The following is a 21,827-nucleotide window of genomic DNA, read 5'->3' as shown; positions in this document are numbered from 1 at the left end:
ACGGTAGCTCAGCCTCCGCTAAAAATGACAGGGATGATTGAACATTTTAGCTGTGATCTGCACAACAGTTGTTTTCTGGCCAGGTCCTGGCTTGCCAATTGCTCTGCGGCAGTCAATCCAAAACCATCCCGAACAGCGGAACCCTTGATCCACTCCTGAAATATTCCTCTGCCAAGGCGACCGAATCTGCCCCGTCCGCCCGGAATTGATGATCGTACGGTTGACGGACCAGCAAAGGGCACGGAACATGTTTTGGGTCGGCAAGCGGTTGCTGTCCGGCCGCTACCTACCGGCAGTCTTGTCATTTCCTACGTGGGAGGAGGCTGATTCTGATGTCGGAAAAGGACTTCATGGGAACGCGCGACAACGAGCAGGACACCACCAAGTGGTAGTCCCGTTTTAGCGTTTTAGCGACGCGAACAAGACGAAAAGGCCCGCCCGCACCCTCCAGTGCGGGCGGGCCCCTCAGCCCGGAGAGCAGCACCCGAGAGCAGTCCGGAGGGAGATATTGGTGGTCGGCAACCTTCCATCCACGACCGTGGAGCTGGCGCCCGAGTTTCTGAAGGTGGACGGGTCGGACGACGCCCGGTACTGGGAGTCGGTCCAGTCCGTGGTGGAGCTCGCCGACCGTCGCGGCCGGGACGCCAAGGGTCTCCCGCTGCTGGTCGGCCTGGCTGTCCAGCACCCGGAGTGGCCGGTGCGGGCGGCCGCCGTCAGGCTGCTCGCGGAGCACCACCGGGACGACCCGGCTGCCGCGTCGGCGATCGCCGGCGGTACCCACGACCCGGTCGACTGGGTCGCTTTCGCCTCCCTGAAAGTGATCACCCGATACCGCATCAAGGCGGCCGTTCCCGATCTCATCCGCATTTCCGGATGGCCGAGCAATTTCGCCCGCGAGGACTTCTCCCGTAAACCGGTCGGCTGCGGCGCCGCGTTCACCAAGCGGGCCCTGCTCACCATATTCGGCACCCGGGACCCGGAGGAGCTCCGGCGGCTGGAGGACGAATACTTCACGGACATGCGTGCGCGCATACGCACCCATGCGGCGCGGCCGCGCAGGACCGAGGACGCGATTCTGATACCGGCTGGTCCTTTTCTTGCCGGGACCGCGTCCGCGCAGAGCGGCCCTTTCCGGATGAAGCAGGGTGACAATCCGCTGCGGGCGGTCGAGCTGGCCGCCTACTACATCGACCGGACCACCGTCACCAATGCCCGCTACGCACAGTTCCTGGAAGAGGCCGGGGAAAGCGGTGTGTTCGACCACCCGGACCAGCCCGAGGACGGCCGGAATCACCGGCCCGCGCACGCCCACGACCCCCGGTTCAACGCGCCGGAAATGCCGCAGGTGGGAATCGACTGGTACGACGCGTGGGCGTTCGCGAATTGGGCGGGCGGCTCGCTGCCGAGCGAGCTCCAGTGGGAGAAGGCGGCGCGCGGGACGGACGGCCGGACCTACCCGTGGGGAAACACCTGGGATCCGGAGCGGGTGAACTACGTCGAGCGCTCCTACGGGCGGCAGGTGGCCGACCTGGACGAGCTGGAGGCGCTGCTGGTCACCACTACCCACGACGACCGGCCCGCACACCCGGTGCTGCCCGCCGACAGCCTTCCCGGGGGCGCGAGTCCGTACGGCGTGCTCCAGATGTCCGGGAACGTCTGGGAGCTGACCCGGACCAACTTCTACACGGGCGACGACATGGACCCGTTCTTCAAGGGCCGCCACCCGATGGAGTTCATGAACCGCAAGGACGCCTTCCACGTGCTGCGCGGCGGCACCTGGACGTCGCCGCTCGCCTGTCTGACCACGTTCTACCGGGGCAAGGACCTGATCACCGATCTGCACAACGAGGTCGGGTTCCGCTGCGTCTACGAAGCGGAATGAGAGGACGACCGATGCGGCTCACCTCCCTCGGCCACGCGGCCGTCCTCGTCGAGACCGGCGGGCGGCGCATCCTCGTCGACCCGTGGCTCACCCAGCGCCTGGACCGCTTCTGGGAGCACCACCCGGCGCTGCCGGACGGGCTCGGCGAGGTCCTGGACGGCGGCGTCGACCACATCGTCTTCAGCCACCACCACTTCGACCACCACCACTTCCCTTCGCTGACACGGCTGCTGGAGGACGGCGAGGTCGACTTCGACGACAGCCCGCACCGGGCGGCCGAGACCGAGTGCATCTTCCCCGTCGGCCCGATCCCGCCCCGCTTCACCGCCTCGGGCCTGGGCCACCAGGCCATCCCGTGGACCCTGCGCAGGCTCGGCTTCGAGCGGCTCACGCCGGTCACCCCCGGCAACACCGTGCACCTCGGCGACGTCGTCCTGCGCACCTTCGTCTCCCACGTGCCGTTCCCGGAGATGAGCGTGCTGGTGGAGACGGAGGAGGCGGTGGTGATGCTGTGCGGCGACTCGATCCTGCACGAGTCGACCGTCCGCCACTTCACGGGCCCCGACGCGCGCCCCGTCGACGTGGCCTTCGTACCGGCGCACAGCGTCTCGCCGCCCGGGGTGCTCACCGAGCGCAGGCCGCTCGTCGAACCCGAGGCGGTGCGGGCCCGCGCGGTCGCCAACTTCGACCGGTACGTGGAGACGCTGGGGGCCGCCGTCACCGTCCCGTCCTCCTTCGGCTGGAAGGTCAGCGGCGAGGGGGAGCAGGACTACGGATGGTGCAACCGCACCATCTTCCCGTTCACGCCGTGGGAGGCGCTCGGCCGGCTGCGCGAGCTGGGCCGCGAGGGGCTGCTGTGGGGGCCGGGCCAGGTCCTGGAGGTCGCGGGAGGCAAGGCCGAGCTGCGCAACGGGCCGCGGGTGCCGCAGGGTTACGACTTCGAGGCGGTGTACGCCGAGGTCGCCCTCGACCCGGACGCCGAGGTCCCGGCCTTCGACCCCGAGCGCGACCGCTTCGGCCGCCAGACCCGCGGCTCGCACCGGCTGCTCACCGAGGTGATGGAACTCGTGGTCGGCACCGACTTCTGGTACCGGGCGCTCGACAGCGGCGCCACCCACACCATCTCGCTCCACGACGACAACGGCTCCACGCACACATACCTCCTGGAGCCGGTGAGCGGCCGCATCAGCCATCTGGGCCCCGGCCCCGCCCGTGACCACCTCAGCCAGGACAACGGCTACACCGAGATCGCCGCGAGCACCCTCCAGGCGCTCCTGGACAGCGCGTTGCTCTTCGGCAGCTCGTACGGGCTGTGGGCGAGCAACAGCAATCTGCTCTCGGCGGTCTTCCACCACCCGGCGTACTACACCCGCCACGTCGACCGCGCGCTGAGCGCCGACACCGACGCCCCCACCGACCGGGGGCCGGTCGCGCATGCCTGAACCGCTGGGGCCTGAACCGCTGGGGCCTGAACCGCTGGGGCCTGGACCGCTGGGGACCCGTGTGGTCATCGACCACACCAGCGCCCGTCTGCGCGGCAACCCGCTCGGCGACCCGGCGGCCCGCCGCATCGAGGTGCTGCTGCCGCCGGGGTACGACGAGTCGGCGCGCCACCCCGTCGTGTACTGGCTGCCGGGCTTCGGCGCCCACCCGACGCTGACGACACGCTCGCTGGCGTTCGGGGAGGCCCCGGCGGACCGGATCCACCGGGCCATGGCGCGCGGCGACATACCGGCCGCGCTGATCGTGGTCCCGGACGCCACCACGGCGTACGGCGGCTCGCAGTACATCGACTCGCCCGCCTGCGGCCGCTACCTCGGCTACCTCGGCGAGGTGGTGGCCGAGGTCGACCGGCGCTTCCCGACGCTGGCCGAGCCCCGGTGGCGGGCGGTGGGCGGGAAGTCGAGCGGCGGGTACGGGGCGGTTCTCGCCGCGATGCGGACCGACCTGTTCGGCGCGGTCCTGGCGCACACCCCCGACGCCGGGTTCGAGCACAGCTATCTGCCGCTGCTGCCGGGCGTCCTGGACACCCTGGAGGCGGCCGGCGGCATCGAACGTCTCCTTGGCAGAAGGGAGTCGGGGCCGCACGACACCGCGTTCATGGTCGCCATGAGCCTGCTCGCGATGGGCATGTGCTACGCCGACAAGCCCGGCACCACGCCCGCCGACGCGCTGCCCTGCGACCCGCGCACGGGCGTGTTCCGCCCCGCGGTCTGGGAGCGCTGGCTGCGGCACGACCCCGTACGGATGGCGCCCGCGTACGGCGACCGGCTGCGGGCGCTGCGGCTGCTCTACCTCGACACCGGGCTGCGGGACGACTACCACATGCACTGGGGCGCCCGGGCCCTGCACGCCGTCTGGCAGGAGCAGGGCATCGCGCACGAGTACCAGGAGCACGACGGCGGCCACCACGGCATCGAGCACCGCTTCCTGACCTCCCTGGCCCTGCTCGGCCGGGTGTGGCGCGGGAGCGGACAGGGGGACTGAATGTGCGGGATCGCGGGCTTCATCAGCCTGGACGGGCCGCGCGAGCGGCCGTGGCTGACCGCGCTCGGCCGGACGCTGACAGAGGCGCTGCACCACCGGGGCGAGTCGGCGGCCGAGCCGTGGGTCTCGCCGGACGGCACGGTGACGCTCGCCTGTGTGCGGCTCGCGGTGCGCGACCGCTCGGCCGCCGGCGACCAGCCGATGGCGTCGCCGGACGGGCGGGTGACGCTGGTCAGCAACGGTGAGGTGTACGGGTCGCGGGCGCCGCTGCCCGAGCCGTGGCCCCGGCGCACGCACTGCGACACCGAGTTCGTCCTCCAGCAGGTGAGCGTGGCCGGTGATCCCGAGCCCGTACTCGCGGGCCTGGACGGCATGTTCGCGCTCGCCTGGCACGACGCGCGCACCGGTCGCACCACGCTGGCCCGCGACCACTTCGGGGTCAAGCCGCTCGTCTACTGCTACACGGCGGGCGGCCTGCTCTTCGCCTCCGAGCCGCAGGCCCTGCTCGCCACCGGGCTGATCGCGCCGGAGGTGGACCGCACCGAGTTCGTGCTGCGGTCCTGGGTGCGGATGGACGCGGCGGACGAGCGGACCTGGCTGACGGGGGTGCACGCGCTCCAGCCCGCCGAGTACCTGGTGGCCGAGGGCGCGCGGGTGCGGACCGGGCGGTACTGGCAGGTCCCGTTCGGGGACGAGCCGGTCGGGGCCGAGGAGATCCGGGCCGCCTTCGACCGGGCGGTCACCCTGCGGGCCGCCGCCGACGTGCCCCGGGCGGCGGTGCTCAGCGGCGGCGTCGACAGCTCCGCGATCTTCGCCGCGCTGCACACCCGGGGCATCGGGCTGCGTCCTTACGTCGTCCGGTACGAGGACGGCATCGGCGGCTCGAACAGCGACGTCGAGCACGCCCGGATCATGGCCGGGCGGCACCAAGTACCGCTCACCGTAGTCGAGTTGTCGCGCCGCGACGCCGTGAAGCTGATCCCGGAGGTGGCCGGGCGGCTCACCCGGCCGATGCTGCACGGCGCCGAGCTCGCCATGTACCAGCTGTACGAACGGATCGCGGCCGAGGGCCAGGTGGTCGTCTACTCCGGGCACGGCGCCGACGAGATGTGGGGCTACCAGGACGGCGGCTACTTCCCCGTGGTGGCCCCGGACGCGCCGACCCATCTGCACGGCCGCCACTACCTCACCCACCGCCTCTACCCCGACGAGCGGCCGCTGTGGGGCGAGCTCGTGGAGTGGATCGCCGGGCAGCTCGACGTGGACATGGGCGAGATCGGGGAGCGGGTGTGGGAGCGGGTGCTGCGCGAGTACCGCGAGCCGGGCACCCTCGACCCCCTCAAGCGCGGCCGCCACCATCTGATGCGCCGCTTCCTGGTGTACGCCAACGACATGGTCGACCTCACCTCGTCCACGTACACCCTGGAGGACCGGCCGGTCTTCCAGGACGTGACGCTCGCCGAGCTGGCCTTCCGCTCGCCCGAGCACCTCAAGAGCACCGGGGAGCCCGGCAGCCACAAGGACCTGCTGAAGAAGGCGCTCGGCGGACTGCTGCCACCGTCCGTCGTCCACCGCCGCAAGCAGGGCTTCCCCGCCCCGTCCGACCCGTCGTACCGCGAGGCCCTGCGGGCGCTCGCGGACGAGCAGGGCATGCCCTTCGGGCTGCCGGAGCCGCCCGGGCCGCTGAAGGACGCCCTCGGCACCGGTGAGCTCATGTACCTCGCATCCGCCTCGGCCTGGCTGGCCGGAACAGGGAAGTAGGAAACACCACGATGGCCTCCACCGAACGCTGGCACTGGCGGACCGTGCACGACGCGGCCGCCCTGGAGGACGTACCGCCGCACCTGCTGCCCCAAGAGGCCCAGGAGTGGTGCAACTTCACCGTGTGGCACCCCGAGCGGCTGCCCGCCGGGTGCGACGGCGCCACCACCACCCTGCGCAAGGAGGCGCCCCCCGGCCGCACCGGCCAGGACTCGGGCCGCACCCCGTGGTCGAGGGCGAACCCGGCCGCCTTCCGCACCGAGATCGCCGGGGGCGGCAGGCGGCTGCGGCTCAAGCAGTTCCTGTACGACTGGGCGTTCCCGGCGGCCGACCACCCGGCGCTGTGGGGCAGCGAGACCCTCACCTTCCCGATCGGGGAGGGCCGGGTGGTGTGGCTCGGCACCGACTACCTGGGGCACGCGGCGGCGTCGGCCCGGATGAGCCGGACCACCGTCGAACTGTCCGTACTGGAAGGGGAGTTCACCGGCGAGGAGCTGGTGGAGCTCTACCGCTCGCTGCGGCCCGCCGTGCCCGGGGCGCCCGCACGGGTGATCGGCACGCCGTTCGGCGAGCTCAGCTACTGGGCGCGCCACCAGGACGTGGACATGGTGTCCGTGCCGACCGGCCTGTTCACCTTCCACCGGCGCACCCGGCCGCACGAGGGCGACTGGGTGGCCGCGGACGAGCTCACCGGCTTCCTCACCGATCAGCGGCTGCCCGCCCTGCTCGGCGGCTTCCCCGCCGACAGCGCGGCCGTCTTCGCCGACGCCGACGGCTCCCGCGAGCTGGAGGTGATCTACACCTCCGGGGGCGGCGACGAGCTGCGGCTGACCCTCCAGCGCTCGGGCCGCGGCCGGATGCCGTTCCCGCCGCAGCGCGAGAAGCACCCGGCGCGGGCGAAGGAGATCGGCCTGGACGGGCAGACGCTGTACCTGGCGTACGTCGACGAGGGCGTCGGCCCCTTCGACGCGATGTGGCACGACGTGAACGCCGGGGTCGAGGCCAGGCTGCTGAGCAGCGCCCGCGAGGGCCTGGACAAGGAGTTCATGCTCGCCCGTGTACGGGAGGTCCTGGCCTCCGCGCCCCTGACGGAACAGGGGTCCGCCCTGTGACCTCCGGCCCGTCCGCGAGCGAACCGGCCGCTGAGGGCCGCGAGTTGTACGACCCCGCGACCGGCCAGGTCTACGGCCGCCTCCCCGACAGCACGCCCGCCGAGTGCGCCGAGGCGGTGCGGCGGGCGGCGCGGGCCTTCGACGGCTGGTACGCGGCCGGGCCCCGCCACCGCGCGGACCGCCTGCACGGGCTGGCCGACGCGGTCCACGAGCGGCGGGCCGACTTCGTCGAGCTGGAGCGGCGCGGCGCGGGCAAGCCGGTCGCGCGGATCGGCGGCGAGGTCGACTTCGCGGTGCGGGCGCTGCGCTGGTTCGCCGAACAGGCGCTGCGCCCGGCGGGCGAGGTGCACCCGTCGGGCCCGGGCACACGCGCGTACACGGACCGGATCCCGCTCGGCGTGTGCGCGGCGGTGGTCCCCTCCAACTACCCGCTCCTGATGGCCGCCTGGAAGGTGGGGGGCGCGCTCGCGTACGGCAACACGGCCGTCGTGAAGCCCGCGCCCGAGACCCCGCTGAGCGTGCGGCTGCTCGTGGAGCTCGGCGGGCGGGTGCTGCCCGAGGGCGTGCTCGGCGCGGTGTACGGCGGCGCCGGGGCGGGCCGGCTGCTGTGCGCGCTGCCCGAGGTCGCCGCCGTCTCCTTCACCGGCTCCACGGCGGCGGGCCGCGAGGTGGCGGCGCGCTGCGCCGGCTCGGTCAAGCGCGTCTCGCTCGAACTGGGCGGCAAGAACCCCCTGGTCGTCTTCCCGGACGCCGATCTGGAGGCGGCCGCGGCCTCGGCGGTGGAGGCGTTCACCGGGAACTCGGGCCAGATGTGCGTCGGCGCCTCCCGGCTCATCGTCCACGAGAGCGTGCACGACGACTTCGTACGGGAAGTGGCCGCGCGGGCCTTCGCGCGCCGTATCGGCCCCACCGGCGACCCGGGCACCGAGCTCGGCCCGCTGATCACCCGCCGGGCCGTGGAGCGGGTCGCGTCGGCGGTCGAGGAGGCTGTGGCCCACGGCGTCCGGGCCCTGCTGCCGCCCGGCCAGAAGGACGTACGGCCGCTGCTGGACGGCGAGTCGAGCGGCGGGTACTACGTCGCTCCCGCCGTCCTCGACGAGGTGCCGGGCACGCTCCGGGCCTGGCGCGAGGAGCTGTTCGGGCCGGTCCTGGCGGTGCGCTCGTTCCGTACCGAGGAGCAGGCGCTGGAGCTGGCACACGACACCGAGTACGGCCTGTCCGCGTCCGTGTGGACGGCGGACGGCGGGCGCGTCGAGCGGCTCGCACGGCGGCTGCGGGCCGGGATGCTCTGGTTCAACACCTGGGGCGACACCGACGAGCACATCAGCGTGGGCGGCATCGGGCAGAGCGGCTACGGCCGTGAGCTCGGGGTGCACGCCGCCGAGCAGTACACCCACACCCGGGCGGTGTGGGTGGGCCACCGCGCCGCTCCCGGCCCGGACTTGGAGGGGAGCTGACCGTGTCCGTCTTCCTGGACTTCCGCAGCGACACCCGTACCGCCCCGGACGCGGCGATGCGGGCCGCGATGGCCGCGGCCGAGGTGGGCGACGACGCCTACGGGGACGACCCCTGCGTACGGGAACTGGAGGAGGAGGGCGCGCGGCTGCTCGGGACCGGGGCGGCGCTGTTCCTGCCGAGCAGCACCATGGCCAACCTGGTCGCGGTGCTCGCGGCCACGCCCGGCCCCGGCACCCGGCTGCTCATGGGCGCCCAGAGCCACATCGCGCTCTTCGAGGCCGAGGGGATGCGGCGGTTCGCCGGGGCCGACCCGGTGGCGCTGCCGGAGCGCGACGACGGCGCGCCGGACCCGGACGCGCTGGCGGCGGCGCTGCGCGAGGGCGGCGGGCGGCCGGGGATCGTGGCCCTGGAGAACACCTGCATGATGCACACCGGCAACGCGCTCGACCCGGCCGAGGTGGACCGGCTCGCGGGGCTCGGCCGGGAGCGCGGGGCGCACATCCATCTGGACGGGGCCCGGCTCGCCAACGCGGCGGTCGCGCTCGGGGTGCCGCTGGAGAAGCTCGCGGCCCCGGCGGACAGCGTGACGTTCTGCCTGGCCAAAGGGCTGGGCGCGCCGGTCGGGTCGCTGCTGTGCGCGGACGCGGAGTTCGTCGTGCGGGCCCGGGAGCTGCGGCTGCTGCTCGGCGGCACCATGCACCAGTCGGGTGTGCTCGCGGCGGCCGCCCTGGAGGGGCTCGCGCGGGTGTCCCGCCTCGCCGAGGACCACGCGCTCGCCGCGCAGCTGGCCGAGGGGCTCGCCGGGGTGCCGGGGGCGGAGGTGGGCGACCCCCCGTGCCCCACCAACATCGTGACCGTACGGCTGCCCGGGCGCGACCCCGACGAGCTGCGCGAACGGCTCGCGGAGCGAGGGGTGCTCGTACTGCCGCTGCCGACCGGGTCCGTACGGTTCGTGGTGCACCGGGAGCACCGGGCCGAGGCGGTCCCCCTGGTGGTCCGGGCACTCGCGGAAGCGGCGCTCCAGTAACGGCTGTTCCCCGTTCCTTGGCCGCGCTCCGGCTGGTCACCCCGCGACCAGCCGGACCGGGCCCTTTCGGCTGCCCGGGCCGGTCGGCGTGGCTCGGGCGGACGTTCAGGCGGGGGCGGGCGCCGAAGCGCTCACGCGTCCGGTACGTGGGTCAGCTTGTCGGGGTTGCGGATGGCGTCCACGGAGGTGATCCGGCCGCCGTCCACGGTGATCGCCACGATCGTGCGGGCGCCGTCCCAGTGGTACAGGGCGAGACCGGGCGCGCCGTTGACGTGGGCGAGCCGCAGCCCGTCCGGCGGGACGTGCACCCGGGTGAGGGCGACGATGCCGCGCGCCACGTTGTCGGCGCCGCGCACGATGCCGTTCAGCGCGGTCACCTTGCCGCCGCCGTCGCCGCGCCAGACCACCTCGGGGTCGAGCAGCGCGACCAGCCGCTCCAGATCCCCCTCCTGGCAGGCCTGGCCGAAGGCGCTGACCAGCTCACGCTGGCGGGCGTATCCGGCGGGGTGGTGCGGGCGGCTGCCGTCGACGTGGCGGCGGGCCCGCGAGGCCAACTGGCGTACGGCCGCCGGGGTGCGGCCCACCACGCCCGCGACCTCCTCGAAGGGCAGCCCGAACACGTCGTGCAGCAGGAACGCGGTGCGCTGGGCGGGCGACAGCTCGTCCAGGACGATCATCAATGCCATCGACACCGACTCGTCGAGCGTGACCCGGTCGGCGGGGTCCTGCTCGTCCGGCGCCTGCTCCACCAGCGGCTCGGGCAGCCAGGTGCCGACGTACCGCTCGCGCCGCACCCGGGCGCTGCCCAGCGCGTCCAGGGCGAGCCGGCCCACCGTCGTGGTCAGCCAGGCGCGCAGATCGCGGACCGCGCCCGGGTCGTCGAGGCCGCGCAGCCGCAGCCACGCCTCCTGGACGCAGTCCTCCGCCTCCGCCAGGCACCCCGTCGTCGTATAGGCGACCCTCAGCAGCCGGGGCCGCTCCCGCTCGAAGGCCCGGGCCAGTCCGTCCTCGTTGGACAGCGGCCCGCGCCCGCCGGCCGCGCTCACCGCAGCCCCGCGACGCTCGCCCAGACCTGCTCGGTGCGCAGCCACTCCGCGAACGACATGGTGCCGCGCACATCCGGCCGCTCCACGGTGAGCGCGCCCGCCCGCAGCGCCTGGCCCATCCGGCCGGGCAGCGGCACCGGCATCAGCAGGGCCTTGCGCCCGGTGACCTCGCGCCAGACCCGGGCCATCTCGCGGATGTCGGTGTCCTCGGGCCCGCAGATCTCGATCCGCCCCCGGTGCGGCACCCCCTCCGCCACATCGGCGACCACCCAGGCGGCCTCCAGGCAGGCGACCGTGCGCAGCCGGGCCCGGGGCACCGGCACCACGCCCCACTTGGCGGCCGACGCGAGCGTCGAGGCGAGCAGTTCGTGGAACTGGGTGGCCCGCACGATCGTCCAGGGCACCCTGCCCTCCCGTACGACCCACTCCTGCTCGGCCTTGACCTGCATATATCCCATCGGCACCATGTCGCAGCCCACGATCGAGACGCATACGTGGTGCTGTACGCCCACGGCCCGCGCGGCGGCGAGCAGCCGCCGCGACCCGTCCACGAGCGTCCGGGCCGTCCCCCTGGCGGTCCCGTGGCCGTTGGCCGCGTCCACCACGACGTCGCACCCCGCAAGGGCGTCGATCAGCCCCTCCCCCGTGGTCAGGTCGACCCGGTACTCCGGTGACCTACGGCTCAGCACCCGCACGCGGTGCCCCCGCGTACGCAGCTCCTCGGCGACGCGGCTTCCCAGCGTCCCCGTCCCTCCCGCAATGGCGATGTCCATGTCCCTAGGACGACGCGCCGGGCCCGGATGTGACAAGGGCGTACCGCTCCCCCGGTTGGTAAGCGGGTACCGGACTAGCTGTGCAGCGCACCGGGGGTCTCGGGGTGTCCCTCGGGCTCCAGCTGGATCGTGGAGTGGGCCACGTCGAAGTGGTCGCCGACGCACCGCTGGAGGCGCCGCAGCAGATCCCCGTACCCGTCGGCCAGCGCGTCGTCGGCCACCACAACATGGGCGGTGAGGACCGGCATCCCGGAGGTGACGGTCCAGCCGTGCAGATCGTGGACCGCCAGCACGCCGGGCTCGTCGAGCAGGTGCCGGCGCACCTCCGCCAGGTCCATGTCCTGGGGGGCGGCCTCCATCAGGACGTGCAGGGCGTCGCGCAGCAGTCCGTACGCCCTCGGCACGATCAGCAGACCGATCACGATGGACGCGATCGGGTCGGCCGCCTGCCAGCCCGTGAGGAGGATGACCAGACCGCCAATGATCACCGCGACCGAGCCGAGCGCGTCGCCCAGGACCTCCAGATAGGCGCCGCGCACATTGAGGCTCTGGTCCTTGGCGTCCCGCAGCAGCCACAGCCCGGCCAGGTTCGCCGCGAGTCCGCCCACCGCGACCGCGAACATCAGCCCGCCCTTGACCTCCACCGGCTCGCTGAACCGGCCGATCGCCGACCACAGCACCCAGCTGAAGACCGCCACGAGCAGCAGGGCGTTCAGGACCGCCGAGAAGATCTCCACGCGGTAGAAGCCGAAGGTGCGGCGGGGCGTGGGGGCGCGCTGGGCCAGGGTGATCGCGCCGAGCGCCAGGGCGACGCCGACCGCGTCGGTGAGGCTGTGCGCGGCGTCCGCGAGCAGGGCGAGCGAGCCGGAGAGCAGCGCGCCGACCACCTGGATGACGGTGATCGACGCGCTGATGCCGATGGTCCACAGCAGCCGGCCGCGGAACGTGCCGCTCAGGGTGCCCGCAGCCCCGGAGGATGGGGGCCCCTCCCCGCTCGGGCGAAGCCCAGAGCCCGGGGGACCGTGGTCATGACCCATGCCCGCAAGTCGATCACGCCCCGGTGAGCCCCGCGACCTGGCTGTCCAGCGGGCCGCCGGTCGACCGCGCCACCAGCTGGGCGAACCGGAGCGCGGCCGTGCCGGGGCCGGAGGAGGCGAGCACCGAGGGGATCACATTGGGCAGCGAGCCGCCGCGCAGCGACTCGTCGCTGTAGCGGCGCACGCCCCGGTGCCAGTTGAGGATCCCCGCGATCCAGTCCTCGAACTCCTTCACATACGCGTCGAGGGCCGCCCGGCCTTCCCCGTCGAGCCCGAACTCCTCGTACAGCAGCGGGATCTCGGTCTTCTTGATGTGGAGGAACTGCCGCATCCGCGAGCACACCAGGTCGTCGGCGATCCGCACCGAGGCCGGATAGTCGCAGTCGAAGAAGCGCTGCACGACCAGGAGCAGGTTGTGCACCTCGCCCTCGAACTCGATCTCCTTCTGGTACGAGAAGAAGTCGTTGATCAGCATCCCGTAGTCCATCGCGGAGTTCTCCAGGGCGCTCATCGTGCCCGTGCGGAAGATCTCCGGCGGCAGCGCGTCGGCGTGCCGCATCCGGCTCAGGGCCAAGGTGAGGTCCGAGCCGAAGGTGCTCCGCCGCATCTCGATGTAGTCGACCGGGTCGGGGATGCGGTGCTGGCCCTGGTTGTGCAGCTCCCACAGCCAGCTCTCCAGCATCGCCTCGACCGCCTGGCGGAAGGTCTGGCGTCCGTACGGGGACATCGGGCCCGCCGTGCGCGCCCACAGGTCGGCGAGCGAACGTTCCATCGGGCTCACCGCGAGGGCGCGCCCGCGCTCCGGATCGTCGGCGTCGAGCATGTGCAGGAGCCGCTCATGAGCGACCCGCGCACCGGCGAGATCGCGCGAACGCCCGTACACCAGCGGGTAGTAGTCGTCCCCGTACGTCCCCCAGGTCAGCCACTCCGCGCTGAGCTCCAGCTCCTCCGGGGTGGCGTCCGGGTCGAGCCCGGCCGAGCAGAGCGCGAAGTCGTAGCCGATCAGCTTCTGCTCGTCCCAGATGTCGTTGAGCAGGCCCATCCGCCCCGCCCAGGCCACCGAGCGCTCGCGCGCGTCGGCGTGGTGCGGGCTGAGCCCCAGCTCGAAGGGCACGTCGAAGTCGGGAAGCAGGGACGGCCCGACGCGCTCGAACGGCACATGGCCGTGGCTGCGCAGCCGGGCCTGTGCCGGGCGCCCGAAGAGGTTCTTGATGTCCAGCGCCGAGGTGCCGAGCACCCCCCCGAACATCGAATGACGCTCCCGCGCCTGCTTGTTCATGTACCGGCTGGAGCGCATGTGCCACTCGTGCCCGCCGGACTGCCAGTCCTGAAGCCCCTTGACGTAGGCGGCGATCCGCGCGCACTCCTCCGGACTGAGCCCCTTCTCCAGACACAGCGCCGGGACTTCGGTGAGGGCGGTGTTCTCGAACTGCTGGAGCCGGGAGGTGAGGAGATCGTTGACGGTCTCGGCGGCTTCCTGGGTCGTACACCCGAGAAAGGTCTCCAGCACGAGAATCCCGTTGCTCAGCTCGCCCTCCTCCTCCACCTCCCTCTGGTACGAGAAGAGGTCGTTGCGCAGATGGACGCCGTCCGAGAAGGCGTCGGTGAGGACCCGCAGCGGGCGCGAGGCCGCCACGGCGGGCGGGAGTTCGGCGTTCGCCGCGTACTCGATGATCCCCGCCGACCAGGGCGCGCCGCCGACCTTGCGGCGCATCTCGATGTACTCGACGGGGTTGGCGATGCGCCCCGCGTTGATGTTGACGAGCTCCCACATCGACTCGTTGAGGAGGTTGCGGGTGGACTCGGCGAACCGTTCCCTCCAGCCGTAGGACATGCTGGGCACGGTCCGCGCCCACAGGTCGGCGAGACCCTTCTCGACCTGGTTGGAGGGCTCGGGAAACCCCTCGGCGAGGTCCATGGGCATAAAGGCGGCAAGCCGTTCGAGGTAGACCTTCCCCCCGTCCCGGTCCTGGGTCCGCTTGAACTCTTCGAGGAAGTGGTCATCGAAGAAGAACACCCACACGTACCAGTCGGTGACGAGCGACAGCGCTTCCGCGTCGCAGTCGGGGTGGGTGTACGAGCACAGCAGCGCGTAGTCATGGGCGTCGAGGTCGCTCAGCTCCCAGATGCCGGACCCCTCCAGCATGCCCATCCCGCGAGCCCACTCGCGGGAGTGGACCCGCGCGGCTTCGAGATGGGGATTGAGCCGGGCCGGATACGGCATATAGAAATCCGGCAGGACGAACGGCTGCGTCACTGGGCTTCCCCTCCTGATGGCACCAGTTGGTCGGCCCCAGCACTACCCGCCGTCCGGGTGGACATTCCGAACGGTTGCGCCAGTCATACGAAAGTGTGAGTTCACGGGAAAACGGTGACGGCGGGGTGCGGAGCCTGACCACCCCGGTGATCATCGACGTAGGGCACCGAGTGAGAAACCGGGGCGGACACTGCACCTGCCCCAGCAGCCGGAGGCCGACGCGCTGCTCAGCCGCAGCCCTCTGGCCGCGCTGATCGGCATGCTGCTGGGCTGAACCAGCAGATCCCGATGGAGTGGGCCTTCGCGGGGCCCTACACGATCGCGACGCGGCTGGGCGCGGACGACTTGGACGCGGCGGCGATCGCGTCCTACGACCCGGACACCTTCGCCGACCACTCGGCCCGGTGTTTGTCTGCGGGTTCGGTGGGGGCTGGTCGCGCAGTTCCTCGCGCCCCTATTCGGCCCGGCGATTGGCTGCGGGTTCGGTGGGGCTGAGCGCGCAGTTCCCCGCGCCCCTTTTGGGCCCGGTGTTTGTCTGCGGGCCGGTGGGGGCTGGTCGCGCAGTTCCTCGCGCCCCTATTCGGCCCGGCGTTTGGCTGCGGGCCGGTGGGGGCTGAGCGCGCAGTTCCCCGCGCCCCTCAAGGCAGGCAGAACGGGGCCCGGCCATATTTCAGGCCCTCCGGCGTGCGAGGAACAGGGCCCGGACCTCTCCAGCCCTCCGGCGTTTGAGGAGCGGGGGCAGGGAGCGAAGCTCCCGCCCTTCAGGGGCGCGGGGAACTGCGCGACCAGCCACACACAGCCCGCAGACGAACGGGGTCCGGGGCGAAGCACCCGGTAACCCACCCACCCTCGCGCAGGGCCCGGGGCGAAGCCCCGAAGCGGGGTGCAGGGGCGTAGCCCCTCTGGGGGTATCGGGGACGAAGGCCCCGTAAGCGGGGTGCAGGGGCCGCAGGCCCCGCAACAGGGGGTCGGGGGCCCAGCCCCCGGGAAACGGGCCTCAACCACCCACCCACCCCCGGAGGGTTCAGGTAACGGGCGGGGTGGGGGCTACCTGCGCCGGGTGCCGAACAAGGAGCGGGAGATCTCGCGGCCCAGTTGCGTACCCACCGACCGCGCCAGCGAACGGAAGATCCCACTGCCGACCACCTGCTCGGCCAGGGACTTGTCGGCCCGCCCCCTCGGCGCCGAGGGAGACTCCGCCGAGGGGGACTCCGCCGAGGGGGAACCCAGCGCCGACTCCACCGCCGCCGCCTCCCGCTCCCTCTCCCCCGCCGACAGCTTCTCGAACGCCGACTCGCGGTCGACGGCATCCGCGTAACGCCCGTACAGGAGGGAGGACTTGACCAGCCGGTCGAGGTCCTCCGCCGGCACCGGCCCCATCAGGGACTGCGGCGCCCGCAGCCGCGTCACCGCGACCGGCGTAGGCGCGCCCGTCTCGCTCAGGACCGTGATCACCGCCTCGCCCGTACCGAGCCCGGTGAGCGTCTCCTCCAGGTCGTACGGCGACTTGGGAAACGTCCGTACCGTCGCCTTCAGCGCCTTCGCGTCGTCCGGCGTGAACGCGCGCAGCGCGTGCTGCACCCGGTTGCCCAGCTGCGCCAGCACATCCGCGGGCACGTCCTTCGGCGTCTGCGTCACGAAGAAGACGCCGACCCCCTTCGAGCGAATGAGCCGCACCGTCTGCGTGATCGACTCCAGGAACGCCTTCGACGCCCCGCTGAACAGCAGATGCGCCTCGTCGAAGAAGAAGACGAGCTTGGGCCGGTCCACGTCGCCGACCTCCGGCAGCCCGTTGAACAGCTCCGCGAGCAGCCACATCAGGAAGGTCGAGAAGAGCTGCGGCTTGTCCTGGACGGCGGGCAGCTCCAGTACGGACACCAGCCCGCGCCCGTCCGGCCCCAGCCGCAGCAGCTCGCTGACGTCGAACTCCGGCTCCCCGAAGAACTCAGCCGCGCCCTGCTGCTCGAAGGCGGTGATCGACCGCAGGATCACCCCGGCGGTGACGGACGACAGCCCGCCGATCCCCTTCAGCTCGGGCTTGCCGACATCCGAGACCAGGAAGCCGGTGACCGCCTTGAGGTCCTTGAGGTCGTACAGCTCAAGGCCCTTGGAGTCGGCGTAGTGGAAGATCAGGCCGAGCGACTGCTCCTGCGTCTGGTTGAGCTGGAGCACCTTCGACAGGAGTACGGGCCCGAAGCTGGTGACCGTGGCCCGTAGGGGGATGCCCGCGCCGATGCCGCCGAGCGCGTAGAACTCGCAGGGGAACTTGGCCGCCTCCCACGTCTGCCCGACCTGCCCGGCCCGCTCCCGCACCTTGGGGTTGTCCTGCCCGGGCGCGGCGATCCCGGAGACGTCCCCCTTCACGTCCGCCAGGAAGACGGGAACGCCGTTGGCGGACAGCTGCTCGGCGATGAGCTGGAGCGTCTTGGTCTTGCCGGTGCCGGTGGCTCCGGCGACCAGGCCGTGCCGGTTGAGCACGGCGAGCGGGATACGGACCGGCGCGTCGGCGTGGCACTGCCCCTCCCAGAGCGCGGCCCCGAGCTCCATGGCAGGGCCGGTGAAGGCGTACCCGGTGGCGATCTCGGCGACGGGGGGAGGGAGGGAGACGGAGGAGGTCGCGGGCGGGGGCGGAGGCGAAGAGGCGGCGCGCGGCGCGGCGTCGGCGGACCCGGCCACGCCCGGCGTCACACCCGGCGTCACACCCGGCGTCACACCCGGCGTCACACCCGGCGTCGCACCCGGCGCCCCGCCCGGCGTCACACCCGGCGTCGCACCCGCCGACGCGCCCGGCGTCTCGTCGCTGTCGGTCATGGCGAGCCCCCAATGTCTGGTTTGCGGCATTCCGCCCAGGATCGCACTCGCGCACCATGGCTGCGCCCGGAGCCGCTTGCCCGGTAGGCTTTCCGTGTGATCTTCAAGCGCATCGGAAGCGGGCGGCCGTACCCCGACCACGGCCGGGAAAGCACCCGGCAGTGGGCGGACGTCGCGCCGCGCCCGGTCCGGCTCGATCAGCTCGTCACCACGAAGGGCCAGCTCGACCTGGAGACCCTCCTGGCGGAGGACTCCACGTTCTACGGCGACCTCTTCGCCCACGTCGTGAAGTGGCAGGGCGACCTCTACCTGGAGGACGGGCTGCACCGCGCGGTGCGCGCGGCGCTCCAGCAGCGCCAGGTACTCCACGCGCGCGTGCTGGAAATGGACTGAGCGGCACCCTCCGACGGCCGTCCGGACTGATCCGGACTGATCCTTTCGGGCTCTTTACCGCTCATACGGCCGCTATCCATTGATCATTTAGTAGGCATCGCCACCGGGCCGCACTACGCTGCGCACATGAGCATGCTCACTCCCCCCGGCATGGGCGGAAAGTACCGCATCACGGGCGACAAGTACCCGCGGATGCGCCGCCCCCGCCGCCGCGGCCGGCTCCTGCTCGCGGCGGTCGCCGCCGTCGTGGCCCTCGGTCTGATCGGCTGGGGGACGATCCAGCTCATCGACGTCTTCGGCGGGTCGGACGACACGAAGAAGGAGACGGCGGGCGCGAAGCAAGACTGCGCGCCCAGCCCGTCGCCGTCCACGGCCACGGCCACCGCCGCGGCCGCGGCCGCCGCGCTGCCGAAGCCCGCCCAGATCACGGTGAACGTCTACAACGCGACGCCGCGGGGCGGCCTCGCCAAGGAGACGGCGGACGAACTCAAGAAGCGCGGCTTCGCCATCGGCAAGGTGGGGAACGCGCCGGAGGAGTACGACAAGAAGGTCACCGGGAACGGGATACTGCTGGGCGCGCCCGGGGCGACGCGGGGCATGTTCTCGGTCCTGGGTACGCAGCTGAAGGGCACGACCCAGAAGACGGACGCCCGCTCGACCCCGGACGTCGACCTCATCCTGGGCTCGACCTTCCAGACCCTGGACCCGGCCCAACAGGCGGCCACGGCCCTGGCGGCGCTGGGAAAGCCGGCCGCGCAGCCGTCCGGCGAGTGCTAGCCCCCACCCCGCCCCTTCACCTGAACCCTCCGGGGGTGGGTGGGGGTTGAGGGGTCTCCCGGGGGCTGCGCCCCCGGACCCCGGCGGGGGCTCCGCCCCCTGCACCCCATCGCGGGGCCTGCGGCCCCTGCACCCCGCTCACGGGGGCTCCGCCCCCCACCCCCCGGCTGGGGCTCCGCCCCGGACCCCGCTCCTCAAACGCCGGAGGGGCTGAAATGTGCCCGGCCCCACTCCTCGCACGCCGGAGAGGCTGAAGGTGCGGGCCCCGCCCCTCGCACGCCGGAGCGGCGGAGTGGCGGCCCACTCCTCGCATACCGGAGAGGCCGGAGTTGCCTAAGGGGCGCGGGGAACTGCGCGACCAGCCACAGACGGCCTCCAGACGAACACCGGGCCGAGAAGGGGCGCGGGGAACTGCGCGACCAGCCACCGACGGCCCGCAGGCAAACAGCAGGTGGCCCTACTCCGCCGAGCCGTACATCCGGTCCCCCGCGTCACCAAGGCCCGGCACGATGTACCCGTGCTCGTTGAGCCGCTCGTCCACCGACGCCGTCACGACCGTCACCGGCGTGCCCGCGAGCTCGCGCTCCATGACCTCGACGCCCTCGGGCGCGGCGAGCAGGACGACCGCCGTCACATCGTCCGCGCCGCGCCTGATGAGCTCCTTGATCGCCGCGACCAGCGTGCCGCCGGTGGCCAGCATCGGGTCCAGGACGTACACCTGGCGCCCGGAGAGGTCCTCCGGCATGCGCGTCGCGTACGTGGAGGCCTCCAGGGTCTCCTCGTTGCGGATCATGCCCAGGAAGCCCACCTCGGCGGTCGGCAGCAGGCGGACCATGCCGTCCAGCATGCCGAGGCCCGCCCGCAGGATCGGGACCACCAGCGGACGCGGGTACGACAGCTTCACACCCGTCGTCGGGGTCACCGGGGTCTCGATGTCGACCTGCTCGGTGCGCACGTCGCGCGTGGCCTCGTACGCGAGCAGGGTGACCAGCTCGTCGGCGAGGCGCCGGAAGGTCGCGGAGTCGGTGCGCTTGTCGCGCAGGGTGGTGAGCTTGTGGGCGACCAGGGGGTGGTCGACGACGTGGAGACGCATAACCCCACAGTAACCGGGCCGACGGCCCGCCCGCGCCGTCCGCGCTGGCATCAAACCACCCGCCCGAGGGAAGGTGGGAGGGACTGACGAGGGACTGACACACCCCCGGGGCGGTGCCCACTCATGGCGGACAAGCAGGCGAACAAGCAGGCGGACAAGCGGCCGGACAAGCAGGACGGCAGGGACGACACGGACGACGCGCGGCCCGAGAGCGCGGCCGAGCGGCGGCGTCGGCGCGCCCAGTTCCTGCGCGAGCTGCACGAGGCGAAGGCCCTGCGCGACCGCGTCCAGCCCCGCCGCGCCCGCGCGGCCCGTATGCGCCAGGCCATGCGCATGCGAACCTTCCGCTGGTGACCTGAGAAGCGACGGGAACGGACGCGGGGAACGCGGCCGACGCGACGACCGGAGAAACGCAACCGCGGAAGAACTCTCGCAACGGCGTTGTTTCTGCAACGATTCCAGTGAAGCCACGGCCGGGGGGACCCCCAACCGGCACGCCTATGACCAGTGGGAGAGTCACGGTGTACTTCGCCGCACTGCTCGCGCGCACCGAAGACGGGTGGGAAGCGAGCGACACGGAGCTCGACGATGTGGAGACCCTCGCCGACCTCGCCGACCTGGCCCGGGAGGCCACGGCCGACGGAGCCGACGACACGGTGCTCGTCTTCATCGAGCAGGAGGATGTCTGGTTCGGCGTCGTCCGCTTGGACGGCGAGGAGGACCCGCGCATCTACGTCTCCAACGCCGCAGCCGCCGCCCGTTCCTCGTACGGAGAAATCCTCCTCACCGACGAACTGCTCGGCCGCGATCCTGCCTCCGACGACAGCGCCGACGACCTGGACGCGCTGGACCTCGACGGCACGGAGGACGGCGACCTCGACGAACAGGAGGACCCGGACGACGAAGCCGTGGACGCCCTCGACCCGGTGCCCGCGGGCCCGCTCGGGGACACCGCGATCCTCGCCGACCTCGGCGTGAGCGTGGGCCAGCTGCTCACGCTCGACTCGGACGCGCTGGTGGAGATCGCCGACGCGCTGGGAGCGGCCGAGGTGCTGGAGGCCGTGCGCTAGTGGCCGTGGCGCACGATCCCGTACGCGACCCCTGGGCGGAGCCGATGCGCACCGCCCTCGGGGAGGCCGGTCGGGCCGCGCTGGCCGGCGACGTGCCGGTCGGCGCCGTCGTCCTGTCAGCGGCCGGCACGGTCCTCGCCACCGCCCACAACGAGCGCGAGATCACCGGCGACCCCACGGGGCACGCGGAGATCGTCGCGCTCCGCCGGGCGGCACAGAAGACCGGGGAGTGGCGGCTGACCGGCTGCACGCTCGTGGTGACCCTGGAGCCGTGCGTCATGTGCGCGGGCGCGCTGGTGCAGTCCCGGGTCGAACGGGTCGTGTACGGGGCGCGCGACGAGAAGGCGGGCGCGGCCGGGTCCCTGTGGGACCTGGTGCGCGACCGGCGGCTCAACCACCGCCCCGAGGTGATCCAGGGCGTACTGGAGGAGGAGTGCTCCCGCCAGCTGACGGCCTTCTTCCGGGAGCGCTGACGGCCCGCCGACCCCAGGCCACCCCAGCGGTGACCCACGTCTCACCCCGGTCGCCGCATACGGATTTCAAACCACGGGCCACCTTGGGCTAAGCTCTCTCTCGGTAGCGTGTCCGAGCGGCCGAAGGAGCTCGCCTCGAAAGCGAGTGTGGCGCAAGTCACCGAGGGTTCAAATCCCTCCGCTACCGCTCTCAGAAGGGCCCCGACAGTGTCGGGGCCCTTCTTGCGTGCCCCGGCGCCCGGCCCGGACGCGGGGAAGCCCGGCCCGGCCCGGCCGGGGGTTACCCACGGGGTGGGGGGGGGCGGGAACGGGGGGGCAAGCCCCGGCCGGGTGCGCGGGGTTGTGGAACCATACAGCACCCCCGGCACCG

General features: G+C 72.4%; 18 protein-coding genes, 1 tRNA gene and 1 pseudogene. 14 read left to right on the top strand and 6 right to left on the bottom strand.

Annotated elements, in window-relative coordinates; all coding sequences use genetic code 11:
- The first annotated feature begins 511 nt into the window (after nt 1–511).
- The 7 genes from ACFWA7_RS25805 to ACFWA7_RS25775 all read left to right on the top strand — a co-directional run bounded on the left by ACFWA7_RS25805 (nt 512) and on the right by ACFWA7_RS25775 (nt 9,727).
- The gene (locus ACFWA7_RS25805) at nt 512–1,882 is read left to right on the top strand and encodes an SUMF1/EgtB/PvdO family nonheme iron enzyme (RefSeq protein WP_385541347.1); all 1,371 of its coding nucleotides are present in this window, start codon (nt 512–514) and stop codon (nt 1,880–1,882) included.
- A gap of 11 nt (nt 1,883–1,893) precedes the next feature.
- A complete protein-coding gene (locus tag ACFWA7_RS25800; RefSeq protein WP_385541345.1) occupies nt 1,894–3,324 on the top strand; it encodes an MBL fold metallo-hydrolase in 1,431 nt (476 codons plus the stop codon).
- A gap of 61 nt (nt 3,325–3,385) precedes the next feature.
- Nucleotides 3,386–4,369 (top strand): alpha/beta hydrolase-fold protein, encoded by a 984-nt coding sequence (locus ACFWA7_RS25795; RefSeq protein WP_385825431.1) that lies wholly within the window; start codon nt 3,386–3,388, stop codon nt 4,367–4,369.
- Entirely contained in the window at nt 4,370–6,130 is a 1,761-nt protein-coding gene (locus tag ACFWA7_RS25790) for an asparagine synthetase B family protein (RefSeq protein ID WP_385825429.1), read from the top strand.
- Nucleotides 6,131–6,141: 11 nt separating this feature from the next.
- Entirely contained in the window at nt 6,142–7,242 is a 1,101-nt protein-coding gene (locus tag ACFWA7_RS25785; protein ID WP_385825427.1) for a hypothetical protein, read from the top strand.
- Nucleotides 7,239–8,699 carry an aldehyde dehydrogenase family protein gene (locus ACFWA7_RS25780; RefSeq protein WP_385541338.1) on the top strand — a complete coding sequence of 487 codons (1,461 nt, stop codon included), beginning with the start codon at nt 7,239–7,241 and terminating at the stop codon, nt 8,697–8,699. Before ACFWA7_RS25785 ends, ACFWA7_RS25780 begins: the two co-directional genes overlap by 4 nt.
- Nucleotides 8,700–8,701: 2 nt before the next feature.
- Complete coding sequence (locus ACFWA7_RS25775; RefSeq protein WP_385825425.1) at nt 8,702–9,727, top strand: threonine aldolase family protein; 1,026 nt, start codon at nt 8,702–8,704, stop codon at nt 9,725–9,727.
- A gap of 131 nt (nt 9,728–9,858) precedes the next feature.
- On the opposite strand, the gene sigJ is transcribed toward ACFWA7_RS25775, so the two are convergent.
- The 4 genes from sigJ to ACFWA7_RS25755 form a co-directional block, all read right to left on the bottom strand.
- Nucleotides 9,859–10,773 (bottom strand): RNA polymerase sigma factor SigJ, encoded by a 915-nt coding sequence (gene sigJ / locus ACFWA7_RS25770; protein WP_385541334.1) that lies wholly within the window; start codon nt 10,771–10,773, stop codon nt 9,859–9,861.
- A complete protein-coding gene (locus ACFWA7_RS25765; protein WP_385541332.1) occupies nt 10,770–11,546 on the bottom strand; it encodes an SDR family oxidoreductase in 777 nt (258 codons plus the stop codon). The genes sigJ and ACFWA7_RS25765 overlap by 4 nt, the downstream gene beginning before the upstream one ends.
- A 74-nt stretch (nt 11,547–11,620) precedes the next feature.
- Nucleotides 11,621–12,583 (bottom strand): cation diffusion facilitator family transporter, encoded by a 963-nt coding sequence (locus ACFWA7_RS25760; protein ID WP_385541330.1) that lies wholly within the window; start codon nt 12,581–12,583, stop codon nt 11,621–11,623.
- A 13-nt stretch (nt 12,584–12,596) separates the two neighbouring features.
- Nucleotides 12,597–14,840, bottom strand: coding sequence for a germacradienol/geosmin synthase (locus tag ACFWA7_RS25755; RefSeq protein ID WP_385825422.1), 2,244 nt, complete (start codon nt 14,838–14,840; stop codon nt 12,597–12,599).
- A 190-nt stretch (nt 14,841–15,030) separates the two neighbouring features.
- On the opposite strand from ACFWA7_RS25755, the pseudogene ACFWA7_RS25750 reads away from it, so the two are divergent.
- A pseudogene (locus ACFWA7_RS25750) lies at nt 15,031–15,230 on the top strand (Fe-S cluster assembly protein HesB); the annotation flags it as partial.
- A 657-nt stretch (nt 15,231–15,887) separates the two neighbouring features.
- Here ACFWA7_RS25750 and ACFWA7_RS25745 read toward each other — a convergent pair.
- The gene (locus tag ACFWA7_RS25745) at nt 15,888–17,387 is read right to left on the bottom strand and encodes a helicase HerA-like domain-containing protein (RefSeq protein ID WP_385825462.1); all 1,500 of its coding nucleotides are present in this window, start codon (nt 17,385–17,387) and stop codon (nt 15,888–15,890) included.
- 360 nt (nt 17,388–17,747) lie between these two features.
- Between ACFWA7_RS25745 and ACFWA7_RS25740 the strand changes: the two genes are divergently transcribed.
- Nucleotides 17,748–18,044: a type II toxin-antitoxin system VapB family antitoxin gene (locus tag ACFWA7_RS25740; protein ID WP_053725882.1), complete on the top strand. Its 297-nt coding sequence runs from the start codon at nt 17,748–17,750 to the stop codon at nt 18,042–18,044.
- A 126-nt stretch (nt 18,045–18,170) separates the two neighbouring features.
- Nucleotides 18,171–18,821, top strand: a complete 651-nt coding sequence (locus ACFWA7_RS25735) for a LytR C-terminal domain-containing protein (protein WP_385825420.1) — start codon at nt 18,171–18,173, stop codon at nt 18,819–18,821.
- A gap of 457 nt (nt 18,822–19,278) precedes the next feature.
- On the opposite strand, the gene upp is transcribed toward ACFWA7_RS25735, so the two are convergent.
- Nucleotides 19,279–19,914, bottom strand: a complete 636-nt coding sequence (gene upp / locus ACFWA7_RS25730; protein WP_385541324.1) for a uracil phosphoribosyltransferase — start codon at nt 19,912–19,914, stop codon at nt 19,279–19,281.
- A 123-nt stretch (nt 19,915–20,037) separates the two neighbouring features.
- Between upp and ACFWA7_RS25725 the strand changes: the two genes are divergently transcribed.
- From ACFWA7_RS25725 to ACFWA7_RS25710, 4 genes are all read left to right on the top strand, one after another.
- A complete protein-coding gene (locus ACFWA7_RS25725) occupies nt 20,038–20,268 on the top strand; it encodes a hypothetical protein (RefSeq protein ID WP_385825418.1) in 231 nt (76 codons plus the stop codon).
- 146 nt (nt 20,269–20,414) lie between these two features.
- Complete coding sequence (locus ACFWA7_RS25720) at nt 20,415–20,984, top strand: hypothetical protein (protein ID WP_385541320.1); 570 nt, start codon at nt 20,415–20,417, stop codon at nt 20,982–20,984.
- A gap of 44 nt (nt 20,985–21,028) precedes the next feature.
- Nucleotides 21,029–21,457: a tRNA adenosine(34) deaminase TadA gene (gene tadA, locus ACFWA7_RS25715; RefSeq protein WP_371657021.1), complete on the top strand. Its 429-nt coding sequence runs from the start codon at nt 21,029–21,031 to the stop codon at nt 21,455–21,457.
- Nucleotides 21,458–21,559: 102 nt separating this feature from the next.
- Nucleotides 21,560–21,644: transfer RNA gene (locus tag ACFWA7_RS25710), tRNA-Ser, on the top strand.
- Nucleotides 21,645–21,827 lie beyond the last annotated feature (183 nt).

This window comes from Streptomyces sp. NPDC059994, from assembly GCF_042737755.1.
Taxonomy (GTDB): Bacteria; Actinomycetota; Actinomycetes; order Streptomycetales; family Streptomycetaceae; genus Streptomyces.
Note: the sequence above shows the minus strand (reverse complement) of the source record. Positions and strands in the feature narration are given on the sequence as shown.

Excerpts from the sequence above, each read along its gene's own strand:
- ACFWA7_RS25745 (WP_385825462.1), bottom strand. The coding sequence starts at position 17,387 with ATGGAGCTCGGGGCCGCGCTCTGGGAGGGGCAGTGCCACGCCGACGCG.
- tadA (WP_371657021.1), top strand. The coding sequence starts at position 21,029 with ATGCGCACCGCCCTCGGGGAGGCCGGTCGGGCCGCGCTGGCCGGCGAC.
- ACFWA7_RS25765 (WP_385541332.1), bottom strand. The coding sequence starts at position 11,546 with ATGGACATCGCCATTGCGGGAGGGACGGGGACGCTGGGAAGCCGCGTC.
- ACFWA7_RS25790 (WP_385825429.1), top strand. The coding sequence starts at position 4,370 with ATGTGCGGGATCGCGGGCTTCATCAGCCTGGACGGGCCGCGCGAGCGG.
- ACFWA7_RS25725 (WP_385825418.1), top strand. The coding sequence starts at position 20,038 with ATGGCGGACAAGCAGGCGAACAAGCAGGCGGACAAGCGGCCGGACAAG.
- ACFWA7_RS25785 (WP_385825427.1), top strand. The coding sequence starts at position 6,142 with ATGGCCTCCACCGAACGCTGGCACTGGCGGACCGTGCACGACGCGGCC.
- upp (WP_385541324.1), bottom strand. The coding sequence starts at position 19,914 with ATGCGTCTCCACGTCGTCGACCACCCCCTGGTCGCCCACAAGCTCACC.
- ACFWA7_RS25760 (WP_385541330.1), bottom strand. The coding sequence starts at position 12,583 with ATGGGTCATGACCACGGTCCCCCGGGCTCTGGGCTTCGCCCGAGCGGG.
- ACFWA7_RS25800 (WP_385541345.1), top strand. The coding sequence starts at position 1,894 with ATGCGGCTCACCTCCCTCGGCCACGCGGCCGTCCTCGTCGAGACCGGC.
- ACFWA7_RS25720 (WP_385541320.1), top strand. The coding sequence starts at position 20,415 with ATGACCAGTGGGAGAGTCACGGTGTACTTCGCCGCACTGCTCGCGCGC.
- ACFWA7_RS25735 (WP_385825420.1), top strand. The coding sequence starts at position 18,171 with ATGAGCATGCTCACTCCCCCCGGCATGGGCGGAAAGTACCGCATCACG.